Raw genomic sequence first — 18,517 nt, 5'->3', positions numbered from 1 at the left:
GAGAGCGGCAGTTCCGGCGCACGACATCAGATAAGCATCTGAGCGTCACCGGACGACTGCATTCCCTTTCGGATGGAACAAGCAATGCTCCTGCGCAGGCAGGAGTCCAAGGCGCATGGCACCGCCCTTCCCCGCCCTGGACTCCCGCGTTCGCGGGAGAACAATGTACGCCAGGTGGCGCAACGCCGCCCTCCTCTCCCCCCGCGCACCCACTGGCGCGGCGCGGCAAGACTGATTAAGGCCCCAGCCATGACGAACACGCCCATCACCGAGCTTGCGAAGACCTTCGATCCCGCCGCGATCGAGGCGAAATGGTATCCGCATTGGGAGCAGACCGGCCAGTTCCGACCGGCGCGGCCGGATGCGCAGCCCTTCACCATCGTCAATCCGCCGCCGAACGTCACCGGCAGCCTGCACATCGGCCATGCGCTCGACAACACGCTGCAGGACATCGTGATCCGCTACGAGCGGCTGCGCGGGAAGGATGCGCTGTGGGTGGTCGGCACCGACCATGCCGGCATCGCCACGCAGATGGTCGTCGAGCGGCAGATGAACGCGAAGGGCGAGAAGCGCACCGATTATACCCGCGATGGCTTCGTCGAGAAGGTGTGGGAATGGAAGCATGAGAGCGGCGGGACGATCACCGGCCAGCTCCGGCGCCTGGGCTGTTCGATGGACTGGAGCCGCGAGCAATTCACCATGGACCCGCATTTCACCCGCGCCGTGGTGAAGGTGTTCGTCGATCTCTACAATCAGGGCCTGCTCTATCGCGACAAAAGGCTGGTGAACTGGGACCCGGGCCTCAAGACCGCGATCAGCGACCTTGAGGTCGAGACGCGCGAGGTGAAGGGCGGATTCTGGCACTTCAAATACCCGCTGGCCGACAGCGTGCTCCTCGATGGGCCGGGCGTTGAGGGCCAGGACTACATCGAGGTGGCGACCACCCGCCCCGAGACGATGCTGGCGGATATGGCCGTGGCGGTGAACCCGCAGGACGCGCGCTATGCCTCTGTCATCGGCAAGCATGTCATCCTGCCGATCACCGGGCGTCGCATCCCCATCGTTGCCGACGACCATGCCGACCCGGAACTGGGCTCGGGCGCGGTGAAGATCACGCCGGGCCATGATTTCAACGACTTCGAGGTCGGCAAGCGCGCCGGCATCGCGCCCGCGCAGATGCTCAACATGCTCGATGCGCACGCGAATGTCGTCCAGACGGCCGACGGCCTCGTCCCCGCCGACTTCATCGGGCTGGAGCGCTTCGAGGCGCGCAAGCTGGTGGTGGAGCAGCTGAAGGCGCTGGGGCTCCTCATCCCCCACGTCACCCGCGACAAAGAAGGCAACGAGACCGAACACGACGCCGAACCGCGCACGATCCAGACGCCCTATGGCGACCGCTCCGGCGTGGTCATCGAGCCCTGGCTGACCGACCAATGGTATGTCGACGCCGCGACGCTGGCCAAGCCCGCCATCGAGGCGGTGCGCTCGGGCGCCATCGAGATCGTCCCGAAGAGCTGGGAGAAGACGTACTTTAACTGGATGGAGAACATTCAGCCCTGGTGTGTGAGCCGGCAGCTGTGGTGGGGGCACCGGATTCCGGCTTGGTTTGACGAGGATGGCAATGTCTTCGTCGCCGAGACCGAGGAAGAGGCGCAGACCAAGGCGGGCAATCGCAAGCTTACCCGCGATGAAGATGTGCTCGACACGTGGTTCTCCTCCGCGCTGTGGCCGTTCGCGACGCTGGGTTGGCCGGAAGAACAAAATCACCCCTCCCTTTCAAGGGAGGGGACGGGGGTGGGTGTCGCGCAGCGATCCGATGCTGCGCCCAGCCCCACCCCAACCCCTCCCCTGAAGGGGAGGGGCTTAGTAGAGCGCCATTACCCCAACGACCTCCTCATCTCCGGCTTCGACATCCTGTTCTTCTGGGATGCGCGCATGGCGATGCAGGGCATTCATTTCATGAAGGACGTGCCGTGGAAGCGGCTCTACCTCCATGGCCTCGTGCGCGCGGCGGATGGGCAGAAAATGTCCAAGTCCAAGGGCAATGTGGTCGATCCGCTCGGGCTCATCGACCAATATGGCGCCGATGCGCTGCGCTTCTTCATGGCGGCCATGGAGAGCCAGGGCCGCGACGTGAAGATGGATGAGAAGCGTGTCGAGGGCTATCGCAACTTCGCCACCAAGCTGTGGAACGCGGTGCGCTTCGCCCAGTCGAACGGCATCGGCGCGAGCGAGAGCGTTGCCGCGCCCGCCGCCACGCTGGCGGTGAACAAGTGGATCATCGGCGAAGTCGTCAGCACCGTCGCCGAGCTGGACAAGGCGCTGGCCGACCTGCGCTTCGATGCCGCCGCCAATGCCATCTACCATTTCGTGTGGGATCAGTTCTGCGACTGGTATCTGGAGCTGGTGAAGCCGATCCTCTCTTCAAAGCCCTCTCCCCTTCAGGGGGGAGGGTTGGGAGGGGGGCCTCAGGACGGCCTGTCGGTTCCCCCCCTCTCCCCGACCCTCTCCCCTGAAGGGGAGAGGGAGATTAAGGAGACCAAGGCTGTCGCCGGCTGGGTGATCGACCAGATTCTCGTCATGCTCCACCCGTTCATGCCGTTCATCACCGAGGAGCTGTGGCACGCGCAGGGCGCGCGGCCCTATGACCTGATCGTGGCGCAATGGCCGGCGCCCGCCGCGCAGGTGGATGCGCAGGCCAGCGCGGAGATCGACTGGCTGATCCGCATGGTGAGCGAAATCCGCACCGCCCGCGCCGAACTGGGCGTGCCGCCGGGCGCCAAGCTCACCGCCATCGTGAACGAGGCCAATCCGCAGACGCGCGGCCGGGTCGAACGGCTCACCCCTGCCCTCTCCCGCCTCGCGCGCATCGAGACCTGGCAGTTCGACGGTGAGGCGAGCGGCGGCGCGGCACAGGTGGTCGTGGACGAAGCGACCGTCGTCCTCCCGCTCGAGGGCGTCATCGACATCGAGGCCGAACGCGCTCGGTTGACAAAGTCCCTTCATGCCGCGCAGAAGGAGGCCAAGTCGCTCGAGGGGCGCCTTGCCAACCCGGCATTTGTCGAGAAGGCCAAGCCCGAAGCGGTCGAGAAGGCGCGTGCCGACCATGCCGAGAAAGTCGCGGAATTCCAGCGTCTGGAGGCTGCTCTGACGCGTCTTGGATAAGGACGTGGGCACGAACCGATGAGCGAGACTCCATCATGGGACGATTCGGGGGAGCGGCGCCCAGCCGCAGACCCCGAGACGGAGGCGCTGGTCGAGGATAGTGGCCTCGTGCCCGGTCCGCGGCACATCCGTGGCGGGCGGGATCTGACGAGCGGGCCGATCTTCGGCACGCTGGTGCTCTTCACCCTGCCCACGCTCGCCTCCAACATCCTCCACACGCTCAACGGCTCGATCAACTCGATCTGGGTAGCGCATTTCCTGGGCGAAGCGGCGCTCGCCGCCACCGCCAATGCGAACATCATCATGTTCCTGATGTTCTCGCTGATTTTTGGCTTCGGCATGGCGGCCAATGTGGTCGTCGGGCAGGCCTTCGGGCGCGGCGACCTGACGGCCGCGCGCCATGCCTTCGGGTCGGCGATCGGCTTCTGCCTCGGCATGGCGTTCGTCATCGCCATTGGCGGCTTCCTTTGGTCGGACCGCATCCTCGCCTTGCTCTCCACGCCGCCGGAGGTCTTCCGCCTCGCCCGCGCCTATCTGCACTTCGTCTTCCTCGGCCTGCCCGGCGCGATGATGTTCGTGATGCTGATGATGGGCCTGCGCGGCAGCGGCGATTCCATGACGCCCTTGTGGTTCATGATCCTCACCGTCTTGCTGGATATCCTGCTCAACCCGGTGTTCATCCTCGGCCTTGGTCCGGCGCCGGAAATGGGGATCGCCGGCTCGGCCTTCGCCACCGCCGTCGCCAATTACGGCGGGCTCTCGGCGATGATCGCCTATATCTACTGGCGCGACCTGCCGCTGCGGTTGCGCGGGGCTGAGTGGGGCTATCTCAAGCCCGATTGGGCGCTGCTGCGGATCGTCGCCGGGCGCGGCGTGCCGATGGGGCTGCAGATGGTGATCTTCTCGCTCTCCACGCTGGTCGTCATCGGCTTCGTCAACCGCGAGGGCACCACCACCGTAGCCGCCTTCGCCGCCGCCCAGCAATTGTGGAACTATATCCAGATGCCGGCCATGGCGGTGGGCGGCGCGGTTTCCGCCATTGCCGCCCAAAATATCGGTGCGGGCAAGTGGGACCGGGTGGAGCGCACCACGCTGGTTGCCGTCGGCGTCAATCTGGCGATGACCGGCAGCCTCATCATGCTCGTCATGCTGTTCACGCGGCCCATCCTCGCCCTGTTCCTCGAAGGCGGCGGCGATGCCATCGAGATCGGCCGCCATATGATGAACATCGTCAACTGGAGCTTCCTGCTGTTCAGCGTGACCACGGTCATGTTCGGCACGATGCGCGCCAATGGCGTGGTGCTGGCGCCGCTGTTCATCCTCACCTTCTCACTGTTTCTGGTGCGGATCGGCTTCTACTTCGCCAGCTATCCCTATCTGGGCGCGGATGGGCTGTGGTGGAGCTTCAATGCCTCCGCGGCCGTCTCCTTGCTGCTCGGCTGGGCCTATTATCGCTGGGCGCGCTGGCGGGAGGCGAGCCTGGGGATGCCGGGCAGCGCGCCGGTTCACAGCGCAGGGTGAGGGCAACGATATGATGCGCGTTCTGGTCACCGGCGGCGCAGGCGGCATCGGCCTCGCCATCGCCAGGCGCTTCCATGCCGAGGGGCATCGCGTGCTGATCGGCGATGTGGACCAGGATGGCATCGACAAGGCCCTTGCCGCGCACCCCGGCATGGCCGGCGCGCGGTGCGATGTGTCTCAGGTCGCGGAGATCGACGGCTTGTTTGAATCTGTCTCCGCACATCTGGGCGGGCTTGACGTGCTGGTGAACAATGTCGGCATCGGCGGACCGACCGCACCAGCGGAAGAGCTGCCCAGCGCTGACTGGCGCGCGGTGATGGACATCAACCTCACCGGCACGTTCGAGGTCACCCAGCGGGCGATTCCATTGCTCAAGGCCAGCGCCGGGACGATCATCACCCTGTCGTCCGCCGCCGGGCGCTATGGCTACCCCAACCGCATCGCCTATGCGACGAGCAAATGGGGCCTCATTGGCTTCACCAAGACACTCGCGATGGAACTCGGCCCGTTCGACGTGACCGCCAACGCGATCCTGCCCGGCGCGGTTGGAGGCGAGCGGTTCGACCGGGTGATCGCGGGTCGCGCGACCGTCAGCGGGCGCAGCGTGGCGGAGGAAACCGCGCTCGGCCTTGCCTCGCAGTCGCTCAAGCGCATCGTGCCGCCCGAACATGTCGCCGATCTGGCGCTGTTCCTCACGACACCGGCCGGGCGCTCCATCTCCGGCGCGGCGCTGCCCATCGACTGCGATCTCCAGCACGGCTGAGCGCCAAATCCACCTCGGCTCCCATTGCGGGCAAACACCCGTCCACCTACATATTGGCAAGGTCTTTTCCGGGTTTTTCCTCAGGGAGTTGAAGACGTTGAATATGATGAAGACGGCCATGCTGCTGGCAGCGCTCACCGCGCTGTTCATGGCTCTGGGTTATATGTTCGGCGGTGCGGGCGGCGCGATGATCGCGCTGCTGGTCGCGGCGGGCATGAACCTGTTCACATACTGGAATGCCGACAAGATCGTCCTGCGCATGCACAATGCGCGGGAGGTCGACATGGCCTCCGCGCCGGATTTCTATGGCATGGTGCGCGATCTGGCCCGCAATGCCGGCCTGCCGATGCCGCGCGTCTATATCGTGGAAGATGCCAGCCCCAATGCTTTCGCGACCGGGCGCAATCCGCAGAATGCCGCCGTTGCTGCCACCACCGGCCTGCTGCACATGCTGGACCGGGATGAAGTCGCGGCGGTGATGGCGCATGAACTGGGCCATGTGCGCAATCGCGATACGCTGGTGATGACCATGGTCGCGACCATTGCCGGCGCCATCTCGATGATCGCCAATTTCGCGCTGTTCTTCCGGGGCGGCAATGGCAATGGCGGCAATCCGCTCGCGGCGATCCTCGCCGTGCTGGTCGCGCCCTTTGCGGCGATGATCGTGCAGATGGCGATCAGCCGCACGCGCGAATATGGCGCGGACAAGGCCGGTGCGGAAATCAGTGGCAATCCCCATGCGCTGGCGTCTGCCCTCGCCAAGATCGCCGGCGCGGCGCAGCGCCGGCCGACACAGGCGGTGGCGCAGAATCCGGCGGCAGCGCAGCTTTACATTGTGCCGACCAGCGTCTCCGAGCTGTTTTCGACCCACCCCAAGACCGAGAAGCGCATCGCCGCGCTGCAGGCCATGGGGCCGGACAGCAGCGCGCGCCCGGCGGCCGTCCGTCGCGGGCGCTCGGCGCTGGATCCGCTCGCGCGTGACTGAACCCCTGCGCCACGCGCCGGACGCCGCCGTGCTGGAGCGCCTGGCGCGTCAGGCCATTGCGGCGATGCCCGAGCTGTTCCGCCAGCATCTCGATGGCATTGCGATCCAGATCGAGGAGTTCGCCGAGCAGGATGTGCTCGATGAGCTGGGCATCGAAGACCCTTGGGAGCTGACCGGGCTTTATCAGGGCCATGCCCTGACCGAGCAGAGCATCTGGTCATCCGGCGATCTGCCGCCGATCATCCGCCTCTACCGCCGCCCGCTGCTGGAAGAATGGGTGGACAGCGGCGTCGCGCTGGACGCGCTGATCGCCCATGTCATCGTCCATGAGGTGGGCCACCATTTCGGCTTTTCCGACGAGGATATGCACGCGATTGAGGAGGGATTGGGGAGCTAAGACACCCCTTTTTGTGTTCCTGCGAAGGCAGGAACCCAGGGCCCAACGGACGGCCATCGCCGCCCTGGGCTCCTGCCTTCGCAGGAGCACTGGTTTAACTGGGAGTTGCGCGCCCTCTCAACGGCCCTGATTACGCCAGCGGTTGATGGTGCGCTCGAGGATTTCCTCCTCGCCGCCGGTCTGGCGCCACAGGTCGGAGAAGACCGGGTCCGCCGATGCCGGGCGGCGGGCGGCTTCGAGATCATCGAAGGCGACGCGGATCGGCACGGTGACGCCCTCGCCGCAGACGATGCACTCGCGGTTGCGCAGGGCCGGGATCGAATCGAGAAAGCCGCGCGAGCCCTCCGGCATCGCTGCCTTCACGAACTGCTGATCGCGCTCGTTGTTGAGGCGCATGGCGATCAGCGTGCCGCATTGCGAGAGCACGCCCTCGGCAAGATCGGACGGGCGCTGCGTGATCAGCCCCAGCGACACGCCATATTTGCGCCCTTCCTTGGCGATCCGCTCGAGGATCTTGCGCACGCTCTGCCCGGCCTCGATGTTGCTGGAGGGGATGTAGCGATGGGCTTCCTCGCAGACGAGCAGGATCGGCTTCTGCTCCTCGTCGCGCGCCCAGATGGCGAAATCGAAGATCAGCCGCGCCAGCACGGAGACGACGACATGGGTGATCTCGGACGGCATGGCCGAGGTATCGACAATGGAAATCGGCTTGCCCATCGCCGGCAGGCGGAACAGCTTGGCGAGGAAATTCTGCATCGAATCCGCCACCAGCATGCCGGAAAACATGAAGCTGAAGCGCGGGTCCGCCTTGATCTCGTCCAGCCGGGTGCGCAGGCGCAGATAGGGCAGCGAGTTAGTGCTCTTGTCGAGCTTGCCCATCTCATTGGCGAGGATCGCCGCGAGATCGGAGAGCAGATAGGGCACCGGAGAATCGACCGTCAGCCGCCCGATGCCTTCCGCCAACCGGCTGCGGCCGCGCGCGGCGAGCAGGCACTTGGCGAGAATATCGCAATCCTGCGCGCGCTCGGGGCCCTTGGAAGTGACGAGCACTTCGCAATGCTCCTCGAAGTTCATCAGCCAATAGGGCAGTTCGAGATTGCTGGTATCGTAGACCGCGCCATTGCCGGCGAAGGCGGCGCCATATTCGCCATGCGGATCGATCATCACGATATGGCCCTGCGGCGCCATGTCGCAGATGCGGTGCAGGATGAGCGCGGCGGAAGTGGACTTGCCGGTACCGGTGGAGCCGAGCAACGCGAAATGCTTGCCGAGCAGCGCATCGACCAGCAGCGAGGCGCGGGTGTTCGCGGTGGGGTACACCGTGCCGATCTCGATCCGCGCCTGATCATGGGCGGAATAGATTTCCAGCATATCCGGGCTGGAGACGGGATAGATGGGCGTGCCGGGCACCGGGAAGCGCGTGACGCCACGGCGGAAGCGGAAGATGCGCCCGGTCAGTTGCTCCTGATCGCCCTCCCCCACAAAGTCGATATCGGCGAGGATGTGCGTCGCGGAGCGGGAATCGAGCGCCAGCGTGCGCACCGTCGCGACGATCCAGCAGGCGCCGACCCGCATCTTGAGCTGGCTGCCGACCTGCCCGCCCATGGCGATGCTGGGGTCGCTCTCCCCGGCCAGTCGCTCCATGGCGGCGATGTCGAGCAGGATCTTGGCCGAGCCGCCGGATATCGCGGAGATGACGCCGATCTCGATATCCGAGAAATGCGGCCGCACGCCGGGCTGCGCCACGGCATCGACCGGCACCGGCTGGCCATCCAGATCCCTGCCAGAAAAATAGTTCACCGCGTCGCTCCCACCTGTGGCCAGGATGCAGGGCGTATCGAATATGCGTAAACAAATGCCTGCGCCGTGGGCGCCGCTTGGGCTCAGCGCATTTTCACGCGACCCGCGACGAAGCCGGCGAACATGCCCATAGCGAGCGCCGAGAAGACGGCGACCAGACCATAAGCCACGCCATGCTCCTGCGCGAAGACGCCGATGTCGCGCTCAAAGCCGGTCTTGTGGACCTCGATCTCGCGCACCGCGGCGGCGAGCACGCGGCCATTCTGCACCAGAAACGTCTCGGCGGTGTAGGTGCCGGTGACCACCCGGGCGGAGAGCGGCAGGCGCGCGCGGTACAGCACGCCATCGGTGATCTCGACCGCCTTGGGCGCCTCCAGATACAGCCCGCTGCGCGCGCGCAGATCATTGAGGCCGCTGGCGAACCGGCCGATCTCCTCGGTATCGCTGAAGGACGCGGGCGAGAGCTGCAGCTTGCTCAGCCCCAGCTCGTAGATCGCGGCCGTACGTTCATCGACGATCTGGTCGATGGGGCGCGAGGACGCCACGGCATAGAAGCTCGGCGCCGAGCGGAAGGCGATGCTGTCGGCATTGACCCACATGCCGGCGAGCTTGCGCTTCTCGCGCACGGTGATCGCCTGGCTCGGGCCCTTGAGCACGACGATGATGTCGACCGGCTCCTCCGGTACGCGCCCACCGGGATAGAGGATCGCGCCGAACAGCAGCAATTCCGCGCCGGTGAAGCTGAACTGGATCTCGACGGTGCGTTGAGAGACATCCGGCACCAGCTGCGGCGCGGCCCGCTGCGCGCTCGCCGGGGCGCCGCCCAGCAGCGCCAGCGCCACCACCCAGGGGGCGATGCGGGCGATCACTGGACAACCACCGAGTAGATCTCGTCCGGCCGCCAGCCAAGGCCCAGCGCCATGCGGATGGCGATGACCAAAGCGATGAAGGCCAGCGCGACGCGCAGATATTCCGGCCGCGCTCGCATCGAGATGCGGCTGCCGATCTGCGCGCCGGTCACGCTGCCGATGAGCAGCAGGAAGGCGAGGACGAGGTCCACCGCATGGGTGGTGGTGGCGTGGACCATCGTCGTGAACATCGTCACGAACAGGATCTGGAACAGCGACGTGCCGATGACGATCTGCGTCGACATGCCAAGAATGTAGAGCATCGCGGGCACGAGGATGAAGCCGCCGCCCACGCCCATCAACATGGTCATGATGCCCGAGAAGATGCCGAGCAGCAGCGGCGCCAGCGGCGAAATGTAAAGGCCCGAAGCATAGAAACGCCAGCGCAGCGGCAGCGCCGCCACCAGCGGGTGGTGCCGCCGCTTGCGCGCGGCCTGCCGCTGCCCGCGCCGCGCCATCACCAGCGCATGGATCGATTCCCGCGCCATCAGCATGCCGATCGAGCCGAGCATCAGCACGTAGAGCACGGCAATGGTGGTATCGATCTGGCCCATCCGCTCCAGCACGCGATAGATCACCGCGCCCAGCGCCGCGCCGATGGCACCGCCGACGACGAGGACGGCGCTCATCTTGAGATCGACCGTCTTGCGGCCGAGATGGCTGAACACGCTGGAAACGCTCGCGCCCATCACCTGCGTGGCGGAGGATGCGGCGGAGACGGTCGGCGGGATGCCGTAGAAGATCAGCAAGGGCGTGGTGAGAAATCCGCCGCCCACGCCGAACATGCCCGAGAGCAGGCCGACAAGGCCGCCCAGGCCGATGATGACCAGGGCGTTCACCGACAGGTTGGCGATCGGCAGATAGATGTCCATGTCGCCCTCGGTAGTCGCAAAGCGCCCGATCAAAAAGGGGCTTGCCGCCCGATGCTCAAAAATCCGTCGCGAGGGTGATCGCAGGGCCGCTTGCCGGGCGTGCATTGCCCGCGATGCGGAAGCGCCATTCCGCCGAGAGGCTCAGCCCCGGCCGGGCCCATGGCAGCCGCGCGCGGAGTTGCGGCCCGATGTCCAGCCGCCGCGCACCGGGCTGGACGCTGCCGGAGAGCGCGCCACCGACTGCCAGTGCGAGCCCGCGTCCGGGCGGAAACAGCCGGTAAGAGAGCGCAGCCTTGCCGTCCGCAAAGCCATCGCTGCCGGGCAAGCCGACAAATCCGGCCTGTGCATAGCCGTCCGCCTCGACGCGCGGCTGGATCTCGGTGGTGTTGAGGCCGCCGGCCGCCAGCAGGGCGAACCCGTTGCGACCGCCTGTCCCCAGACGCTGGCGGCGCTCCACCATCAGCGAGACTGGCAACGCAGCGGGCAGTCCGGCCGGGCGCCAGGCGAGGCCGAATGCTCCCTCCTCCGCGAACGGCCGTTCGATCGCGCGGCTGGCCCGTCCGTAGAGGCTGAACACGCCCATCTCGTTGCTGCTGACGCGATAATCGAGCCGGACGCCCATTTGCGAGCCGCCGAGCAGCGGCGCAAAAGCGCGCGAGCCGCCGGCATCGGGGCGCCAGAACAGCCATGCCTGGCCGGACAAGCGGCCGCTCTTGCGCGCTTCTCGCAGGGTGCCGATCGACGGCTCGCCGAGCACGGTCCCTTGCGAAAGCGTCGCTGCCGAAGCCGGCGCATTGCGCGGAGCGTCCGACCTTGGCTGTGGCATGTCCGTTTGAGGGGCCTGCGCCCAAAGCGCGACGGGCGTCCGGTATGAGGGCACGGCATGGTGAGGCCGCGCCGCACTGCCTGCCGGTCGGCCGGCGACAGCGGGGGCATCGCCCGACAATCCCGCGCTGCGCTGCCCGTCGCTATCGTCAGCCCGCACCCCGCCACTCGGCGCCTCCGCCGCAGGCAAGGCCGCAACGTCCGTCGCCCCGCGCTCGCCTCCCGCCATCACGGGCCAGCCCAGCATCACGCCGCGCACGCAGACCCAGCAGCCCAGGACCGCGCCCAGGAACCGCAGCGGCCGCCCGCCACCGGCGCTCATGCCGAGGCTCCCGTGGCCGCGTCAGGGAAGCGATGGCGCGTCTTGTCCCACACCAGCGCCCGCCCGCGCAGATGCCGCACATAGATCGAAATGGCGCGCCCTGCGGCAAGAATGGCAACGATATTGCCAGTGATCGTGCGCGGCACGGAGAGGAGCGCTTGCCCCCAGCCATAGGCTCGCCAGACGAACAGCATGCGCATGATGAGCCGCCAGGCGAGCAGCACTGCTGTCGCGCGCATCAACCAGGGCAAGGGCTCGGGCCAGACCATTGGTGGCAGGCCCATCAGGCTGCGCGTGATGTGGATGAACAGGGCCAGCCCCAGCCCGGCATAAGCCGCGACCAGGACGATCGCTGCCAGCGCCGCGCGTCGATCGCGCAGGCGCATCCAGCGCTCGAGCCAGGGGCCAGACCAGCCGAGCCGATCCCAGCCGGCCAAGGCGATGCCCACTGTCCAGCGCGCCTTTTGTCGAACGGCGGCGCCCCAGCTATCTGGGAAATATTCGCGCGTGGCGATCAGCTCGCCCCTGGCATCGCGCATCCGCACCAAGATTCCGCGCCCCCCGGCATCGCCAATGCGCAGGCCCAGCTCATAATCCTCGGTGAGGCTGGCTTCATCGAACGGGCGCCCGCCCCGCTCCACCGCCACGGCGGCGAGCGCATCGCGGCTGAACCCGCAGCCGACGCCGGCCGATGGCATGGCTGCACCCAGCGCTTCCCGCACCGTCAGCGAGGCGCCGTGCGCGACCGCGAACTCATCGAGATAATGCCCCGCAACCCATTGCGAGCGCGCCGATTTGAGCGGCAGGACCGGGAGCTGGACGAGCGCGAAGCGCGGCGCGAGATAGCCGATCACCCGCAGCGCATCGGGATGCACGACATCCTCGGCATCGTGCAGCACGACGGTGAGCACGCGGCGCCCCTGCTCGGCTTCCCAGCGCTGCATGGCGACCCACAGCTGGTTCAGGCAATCGGCCTTGGTGGTGGGACCGGGCCGATCATTGACCACCAAGGTCACGCGCCCGCCGCCCCGCTCGGTGATCAGCGTGCAGACCGCCCACAAGGTCGCCGGATCATTAGGATAGGCGCCGACGAAAATCTGCACGTCCTCGCCGGCCCATTTGTCGAGGCAGCCGGTAAGCATGGGACGGATCACGTCGGACTCGTCCCAGGCGGGAATAAACACCGCGATCGGCCCGGCAGAGCCAGCCGGCGGCAAATCCCGGGACGTCATCCGCGCCACCCGGGTGTAGACGGTCAGCGACCGCCAGCCGCGCCGCGCCAGATAAATGAGGTCGATGGCCAGATCGTCCAGCCCACCGATGATAAGCCCCAAAGCTGCAAACAATAGAAGCTCGCTGCACAGCAGCTCGCTCAAAGCGAGTGTCCCACCCATCTTCCCCCCCGAGTCGACACCGCGTTCCCCCTGCGCTGCCGAGCGATTTATTGAGCATAATGAGGGACCTGGAGCAATGATGCTTTTCGCGGCGTTAACGTTTCCGTGGTTCATCCAAGCCATTGCCGGTTTGACCTGATCCCGCCCGGCCTCTAGCGACAGGCCATGAGCTGTTGCGCGCCCGCACCCGACCATCCGCAGACTTGCGGGAGCCGGCCCGCATGACGCGGGGCAAGCGCGTGCCGGTCGGCTTGCTCGGCGGATCGTTCAACCCCGCCCATGGCGGCCATCGCGCGATCTCCTTGTTCGCGCACGGCGCGCTGGGGCTGGATGACGTCTGGTGGCTGGTCTCGCCGGGCAATCCGCTCAAGCCGCGCGCCGGCATGGCACCGCTGAACGCGCGCGTCGCCAGCGGCAAGGCGGCCGCCCGCCGCGCGCCCATCCGCGTCACCGCCATCGAGCGGGAGATGCACACTCGCTACACGCTCGACACGCTGCGCCGGCTGACGCGCCGCTACCCGCACCGCCGGTTCATCTGGCTGATGGGCGAGGACAATCTGGCCCAGTTCCACCAGTGGAAAGGCTGGCGCGATATTGCGCGAACAACGGCCATTGCTGTTATCGCCCGACCCGGCTATAGTCGGGCGGCTGTAGGCTCCCCGGCCATGGCCTGGTTGCGGCGTTTCGTCCGACCCGCCAGTCAGAGCAAAAGCTGGACGACATGGAGACTGCCGGCGCTCGTGCTTTTGCGCTTTCGCCCCGATCCCAGATCAGCCACGCTGCTTCGGCAGAAGGCGCCTCTTTGGCACCGTAGCTTTGCTGATGTTGCGCCGATCGACGGCGTGACCGGTCGCCGCATCCCACAGGAGTGACATTGCCCGACCCGTTACCCATGCCCGCCCGTCCTGCCCCCGCTGGAGGACTGTCCCAACCCGGCATCGATGCATCCTCGGATCGCCTCCTGGCGATCGTTCTGGAATCGCTGGACGATGATCAGGCGCAGGAAGTCGTGAGCATTCCGCTTGCCGGCAAGAGCAGCATTGCCGATCACATCGTGATCGCGTCGGGTCGTTCGTCCCGGCAGGTGGCCGCCATTGCCCAGAAGCTGGCCGAGCGGATCAAGCAGACGATGGGCCGCAATGTCCGCATCGAAGGCCTGCCCGTCGCCGACTGGGTGCTGATCGACGCGGGCGACGTCGTCGTGCATGTCTTCCGCCCGGAGGTCCGCAGCTTCTACAATCTCGAGCGCATGTGGGGCTTCTCGGACGCGCCGCTGGCCGCCGGCGAGGCCTGATCTCCTTCACCTGATCTTTTTGGGCGTACCCCGGGGGCCGAATGCTGCTGCACATCGTCGCACGGGGACGCATCGGCCGCTCGCCAGAGGCCGATCTGGTCGAGCGCTATCTCAAGCGTGTGACGCTGCCCACCAAGGTCACCGAACTGCCGGATCGTGGCGGCAAGGCGCCGCCACCGCTGCCCGCCCAGTCGGTCATGGTGATGCTCGATGAAACCGGCAAGCAGCTGACCTCCATGGCCTTTGCCGAGCAGATCGGCCGCTGGCGGGACGATGGCGTACGCGAATGCCGCTTCATGATCGGCGCGGCGGACGGGTTCGAGACCGCGGACCGGGCCAGCGCGGACCTGCTGATCGCCTTCGGGGCAATGACCTGGCCGCACATGATGGCGCGGGCGATGCTGGCCGAACAGCTCTGGCGCGCCACCAGCATCCTCACCAACCACCCCTATCACCGGGAGGGATAAGGCGTGGTGGCGGCGAGCTGGACACGACTGCCCCGGCCACTGGCACTGCGGCCGTCACTGCCCGTCATGCTGGCCACCGCTGCCCTGCTCGTCACCGCCATCGCGGCACCGCTGGCTCTCTCTGCCCAGCGCAATCCGGCGCCGCAGGCCGCTCAGGCGGAGATCGCCCGACAGCAGGCCGCGCTGGCTCGCGCCCGCGCGCAGGGCGAGGAAGCCCGCAAGCGTGGCGAAGCGCTGGAGGCCCGTGCCCGCGCGTCCTCCGCAGCAGCCGACAAGACCCGCAACGAGATCGCCGCGCTCGCCGCCCGCATCCAGCAGAGCGAGGCCGATCTGCGCGCGGGCGAGGCACGCATGGCGATCATCATCACGCGCCAGCGCGAGCAGCGGCGCCAGCTCGCCACCCGCCAACAGCCGATCGTGCGACTAACCGCTGCCCTGCAGCAACTGGCCCGGCGCTCGCCCGTGCTTGCACTGGTCGCGCCCGGCACGATCAGCGAGGCGGTGCATCGCCGCATCGCGCTCGCTCAGATATTGCCGACCATCACCGCCTCCACGCAGGATCTGCGGGGCGCCATTGCGCGCAGTGCCGATCTGCAGCGCAGCGCGGAGGCGGCGGCGCAATCCCTCGTCCGCACCCGCGCCGGGCTGAAGACGCAGCAGGCCGCGCTCAGCACGCTTGAGCAGCGCCAGCGCGGCGCCTCCCGGCAATTGCGCGCGGAGGCCAGCCTGCAGACCGAGCGCGCCCTGGCCATGGGCGAGCAGGCCCGCGATATCAGCGATCTGATGGACCGGATCGGCGATGCGGCGCAGGTGCAGGAGGCGTTGCTGCGCCTGCCCGGCCCGATGCCGCGGCCGGCCCGTCCGCAAAACAGCGCCGCACCGGCCCCTGAGCGACCGAGCGTCGCCGCAGGCCAGACCCCGGCCCCGCCCTATCGCCTGCCCGCCATCGGCGACATCGTCACCGGCTTCGGGGAATTGAGCGCAGGCGGCGTGCGCGCGCGGGGCATCACCATGGCGACCGCAGCCGGGGCCGCGGTCATCGCGCCGGCGGCAGGGCGAGTCGCCTTTGCCGGGCCGTTTCGCGGCTATGGCAAGATCGTCATTCTGGAGCATCGCGGCGGCTGGACGAGCCTGCTGGCCGGCCTCGACCGGCTGAGCGTGGCGCCGGGAGATACCCTGCGCCAGGGCGACCCGGTCGGCGCGACCGGCAGCGACCCGGCCCGCCTCATCATCGAGCTGCGCCAGCAGGACCGCGCTGTCGATATTGCTTCCCTTGTCCGCTAGCCCCGTTCAGCAGCGCGTAACGCTATCTTCGCTACGCTGGTGTGCGACCTAGGCAGAACCGTTGTTCCTGCTATAGGTCAGGACAGCATTTTTGTCGAAAGCGTCTCCATGGCCAATGCCCGCCGCACCCTGTTTCTCCGTTCCGCCGCGATCCTGGGCGCCATCGCGCTCATTCCCGCGTCGACCTCTGCCGTTACGGAGACCGAGGGTGAGACTTACAAACAGCTCGATCTGTTCATGGACGTGTTCCAGCGGGTGCGCGCCAATTATGTCGAGCAGGTCGATGATGCGACGCTGATCAAGGGCGCCATCGAGGGGATGCTCTCCAGCCTCGATCCGCACAGCGCCTATCTGGACGTCCGCTCCTTCGAGAATTTGCGCACCCAGACCGAGGGCAGCTATGGCGGCCTGGGTCTCTCCGTCACGATGGACGAGGGCGTAGTGAAGGTGATCGCGCCGACCGACGATACCCCCGCCGCGCGCGCGGGCATCAAGGCCGGCGACTATATCACGCATATCGACGGCAAGCTGATTTATGGCGGCACGCTCGACGAGGCAGTCGAGAAGATGCGCGGCGCGCCGAACACCAAGGTGAAGCTCACCATCGCCCGCGAGGGCCGCACCGAGCCGTTCGACGTGGAGCTGACCCGCGCCATCATCGATATCAAGCCGGTCAAATGGCAGGTGAAGGGCGATGTCGGCGTCATCAAGATCGTCAGCTTCTCCGCCGACACCGGCGCTGACGTGCAGAGCGCCATTCGCGGCATCGACAAGTCGCTTGGCCACAAGCCGATCGGCTATGTGATCGACCTGCGCTCCAACCCCGGCGGCCTGCTGGATGAAGCCGTGCGCGTCTCGGACGCCTTCCTCGAGCGCGGCGAGATCGTCTCGCAGCGCGGCCGCCAGCGCGGCGACACGCGGCCTTATTATGCCCGGCCCGGCGATGATGCGCAGGGCCTGCCCGTCGTCGTGCTGATCGATGCGGGGTCGGCTTCCGCCTCCGAGATTGTGGCTGGCGCCCTGCAGGACCAGAAGCGCGCGCTCATCATGGGCGAGCGCAGCTTCGGCAAGGGCAGCGTGCAGACGCTGCTGCCGCTCTCGCAGGATACCGCGCTGCGGCTCACCACGGCGCGCTATTACACGCCATCGGGCCGCTCGGTGCAGGAAGGCGGCATCGAGCCGGACATTCTGGTGCCGCAGCTCTCCGACCCGGATTACGCCAAGCGGCCGAAATATCGCGAAAGCGACCTGCGCCGTCACCTCATCAACGAGGCCAAGCTGGATCGCTCGGAGCTGGAGGCGGACAGCAACCCCGATCCGCGCTTCACCGCAACGGCGGAGGATCTCAAGAAGCAGGGTGTTGAGGACTTCCAGCTCCATTACGCGCTGCAGACTCTCGGCCGCCTGAACGGAACGCCGCAAATGGCGGCAGCCCCGGCGACGAAGGCGCGGCGGTAAACAGACCGATGTCGCGTGACGCCTCCCTGTCGCTCGCCCGGTTCGTGGCGGTGATGCTGCCGACCCTGCTGCTGGGCGGCGCGCTGGTCTCGCAGCATGTCGGAGGGTTGTTTCCGTGCGAAATGTGCATGTGGCAGCGCTGGCCGCATCTGGGCGCGATCATCGCCGCGCTCGCCGCGATTGCCCTGCGCCGCACCGCGCCGATGAGCGCGATGTTCACCATGCTCGCGGCGCTGGCCATCGCGACCAGCGGCGCCATCGGCGCATTTCACGCCGGGGTCGAATATGGCTGGTGGCAGGGCCTGACCAGTTGCACGGCGACCATGGACACGTCTTCCGGCCAGTCGATGCTGGATTCGATCATGTCGGCCACGCTGGTGCGCTGCGATGTCGCGCCTTGGTCGATGTTTGGCATTTCGCTCGCTGGCTATAATGCGATCCTCTCGCTCGGCGGCGCACTGCTGATCCTCATTCTGGTTCTCAAATGGAGCCGGTCATGACCGACAGCACGCGCGTCTCGCCCCGTCCCGGCCAGCGTCGTGCCGATCGCGCCTCGATGTTGCGGGTCGATCAGGCCGGCGAATATGGCGCAGTGCGGATTTATGCCGGCCAGCTCGCCGTGCTGGGCGACCGTCACCCGATCAGCCGCGAGATTGCCGGCATGGCGGCGCAGGAAGAGCGCCACCGCGCGCATTTCGACGCGATGATGGTGGAGCGCGGCGTGCGCCCCACGCTGATGCAGCCTTTCTGGCATGTCGCCGGCTTTGCGCTCGGCGCCGCGACCGCGCTCATCGGCCCTCGCGCGGCGATGGCCTGCACCGCCGCCATCGAGACCGAGATCGACGATCATTACGGGCATCAGCTCAAGGAGATCGGCGAGGACGACCCGGCGCTGACCGAAGCGATCACGGACTTCCAGGCCGAAGAAGTCGAGCATCGCGATGCCGCGATTGCCCATGGCGCAGAGTCCGCGCCTGCCTATCCCTTGCTTTTCGGGGCAATCCGGCTTGGCTGCCGCGCTGCCATTGCCCTCTCGAAGCGGATTTAAGAAGGAACCTGTCG

General features: G+C 67.0%; 17 protein-coding genes. 12 read left to right on the top strand and 5 right to left on the bottom strand.

The genetic code is table 11. From position 1 onward, the window contains the following. The first annotated feature begins 249 nt into the window (after window positions 1-249). The 5 genes from M2331_RS03070 to M2331_RS03050 all read left to right on the top strand — a co-directional run bounded on the left by M2331_RS03070 (window position 250) and on the right by M2331_RS03050 (window position 6,831). Window positions 250-3,165: a valine--tRNA ligase gene (locus M2331_RS03070; protein WP_181558922.1), complete on the top strand. Its 2,916-nt coding sequence runs from the start codon at window positions 250-252 to the stop codon at window positions 3,163-3,165. Between the two features lie 18 nt (window positions 3,166-3,183). Then, entirely contained in the window at window positions 3,184-4,686 is a 1,503-nt protein-coding gene (locus M2331_RS03065) for an MATE family efflux transporter (RefSeq protein ID WP_181558921.1), read from the top strand. 10 nt (window positions 4,687-4,696) lie between these two features. Continuing rightward, complete coding sequence (locus M2331_RS03060; RefSeq protein WP_181558920.1) at window positions 4,697-5,449, top strand: SDR family oxidoreductase; 753 nt, start codon at window positions 4,697-4,699, stop codon at window positions 5,447-5,449. Window positions 5,450-5,555: 106 nt separating this feature from the next. Next, window positions 5,556-6,434 (top strand): zinc metalloprotease HtpX, encoded by an 879-nt coding sequence (gene htpX / locus M2331_RS03055; RefSeq protein WP_413716079.1) that lies wholly within the window; start codon window positions 5,556-5,558, stop codon window positions 6,432-6,434. After that, window positions 6,427-6,831 (top strand): metallopeptidase family protein, encoded by a 405-nt coding sequence (locus M2331_RS03050; protein WP_319800979.1) that lies wholly within the window; start codon window positions 6,427-6,429, stop codon window positions 6,829-6,831. Before htpX ends, M2331_RS03050 begins: the two co-directional genes overlap by 8 nt. A gap of 117 nt (window positions 6,832-6,948) precedes the next feature. Here the strand turns inward: M2331_RS03050 and M2331_RS03045 are convergent, their stop codons facing one another. The 5 genes from M2331_RS03045 to M2331_RS03025 all read right to left on the bottom strand — a co-directional run bounded on the left by M2331_RS03045 (window position 6,949) and on the right by M2331_RS03025 (window position 12,952). Continuing rightward, on the bottom strand, window positions 6,949-8,475 hold the full coding sequence (locus M2331_RS03045; protein ID WP_181561331.1) for an ATP-binding protein: 1,527 nt from the start codon (window positions 8,473-8,475) through the stop codon (window positions 6,949-6,951). Between the two features lie 239 nt (window positions 8,476-8,714). Beyond that, window positions 8,715-9,500, bottom strand: coding sequence for a TIGR02186 family protein (locus tag M2331_RS03040; RefSeq protein WP_181558918.1), 786 nt, complete (start codon window positions 9,498-9,500; stop codon window positions 8,715-8,717). Continuing rightward, window positions 9,497-10,411 carry a sulfite exporter TauE/SafE family protein gene (locus M2331_RS03035; RefSeq protein ID WP_181558917.1) on the bottom strand — a complete coding sequence of 305 codons (915 nt, stop codon included), beginning with the start codon at window positions 10,409-10,411 and terminating at the stop codon, window positions 9,497-9,499. Before M2331_RS03035 ends, M2331_RS03040 begins: the two co-directional genes overlap by 4 nt. A 55-nt stretch (window positions 10,412-10,466) precedes the next feature. After that, window positions 10,467-11,558, bottom strand: a complete 1,092-nt coding sequence (locus tag M2331_RS03030) for a hypothetical protein (protein ID WP_181558916.1) — start codon at window positions 11,556-11,558, stop codon at window positions 10,467-10,469. After that, window positions 11,555-12,952: a glycosyl transferase family protein gene (locus M2331_RS03025; protein WP_181558915.1), complete on the bottom strand. Its 1,398-nt coding sequence runs from the start codon at window positions 12,950-12,952 to the stop codon at window positions 11,555-11,557. The genes M2331_RS03030 and M2331_RS03025 overlap by 4 nt, the downstream gene beginning before the upstream one ends. A gap of 221 nt (window positions 12,953-13,173) precedes the next feature. Between M2331_RS03025 and M2331_RS03020 the strand changes: the two genes are divergently transcribed. The 7 genes from M2331_RS03020 to M2331_RS02990 all read left to right on the top strand — a co-directional run bounded on the left by M2331_RS03020 (window position 13,174) and on the right by M2331_RS02990 (window position 18,503). Beyond that, window positions 13,174-13,824 (top strand): nicotinate-nucleotide adenylyltransferase, encoded by a 651-nt coding sequence (locus M2331_RS03020; RefSeq protein WP_181558914.1) that lies wholly within the window; start codon window positions 13,174-13,176, stop codon window positions 13,822-13,824. Window positions 13,825-13,844: 20 nt separating this feature from the next. Continuing rightward, entirely contained in the window at window positions 13,845-14,246 is a 402-nt protein-coding gene (rsfS, locus tag M2331_RS03015) for a ribosome silencing factor (RefSeq protein ID WP_181561330.1), read from the top strand. A 41-nt stretch (window positions 14,247-14,287) separates the two neighbouring features. Continuing rightward, a complete protein-coding gene (locus M2331_RS03010; RefSeq protein ID WP_181558913.1) occupies window positions 14,288-14,713 on the top strand; it encodes a 23S rRNA (pseudouridine(1915)-N(3))-methyltransferase RlmH in 426 nt (141 codons plus the stop codon). Between the two features lie 3 nt (window positions 14,714-14,716). Beyond that, entirely contained in the window at window positions 14,717-15,997 is a 1,281-nt protein-coding gene (locus tag M2331_RS03005) for a murein hydrolase activator EnvC family protein (protein ID WP_264592267.1), read from the top strand. Between the two features lie 108 nt (window positions 15,998-16,105). Further along, a complete protein-coding gene (locus M2331_RS03000; protein ID WP_181558912.1) occupies window positions 16,106-17,455 on the top strand; it encodes a S41 family peptidase in 1,350 nt (449 codons plus the stop codon). Window positions 17,456-17,463: 8 nt separating this feature from the next. After that, window positions 17,464-17,955 (top strand): disulfide bond formation protein B, encoded by a 492-nt coding sequence (locus tag M2331_RS02995; protein WP_181558911.1) that lies wholly within the window; start codon window positions 17,464-17,466, stop codon window positions 17,953-17,955. Continuing rightward, window positions 17,952-18,503, top strand: coding sequence for a demethoxyubiquinone hydroxylase family protein (locus tag M2331_RS02990; RefSeq protein WP_181558910.1), 552 nt, complete (start codon window positions 17,952-17,954; stop codon window positions 18,501-18,503). Before M2331_RS02995 ends, M2331_RS02990 begins: the two co-directional genes overlap by 4 nt. Window positions 18,504-18,517: the final 14 nt, after the last annotated feature.

Source organism: Sphingobium sp. B10D7B (genome assembly GCF_025961955.1).
Lineage (GTDB): Bacteria > Pseudomonadota > Alphaproteobacteria > Sphingomonadales > Sphingomonadaceae > Sphingobium.
Note: the sequence above shows the minus strand (reverse complement) of the source record. Positions and strands in the feature narration are given on the sequence as shown.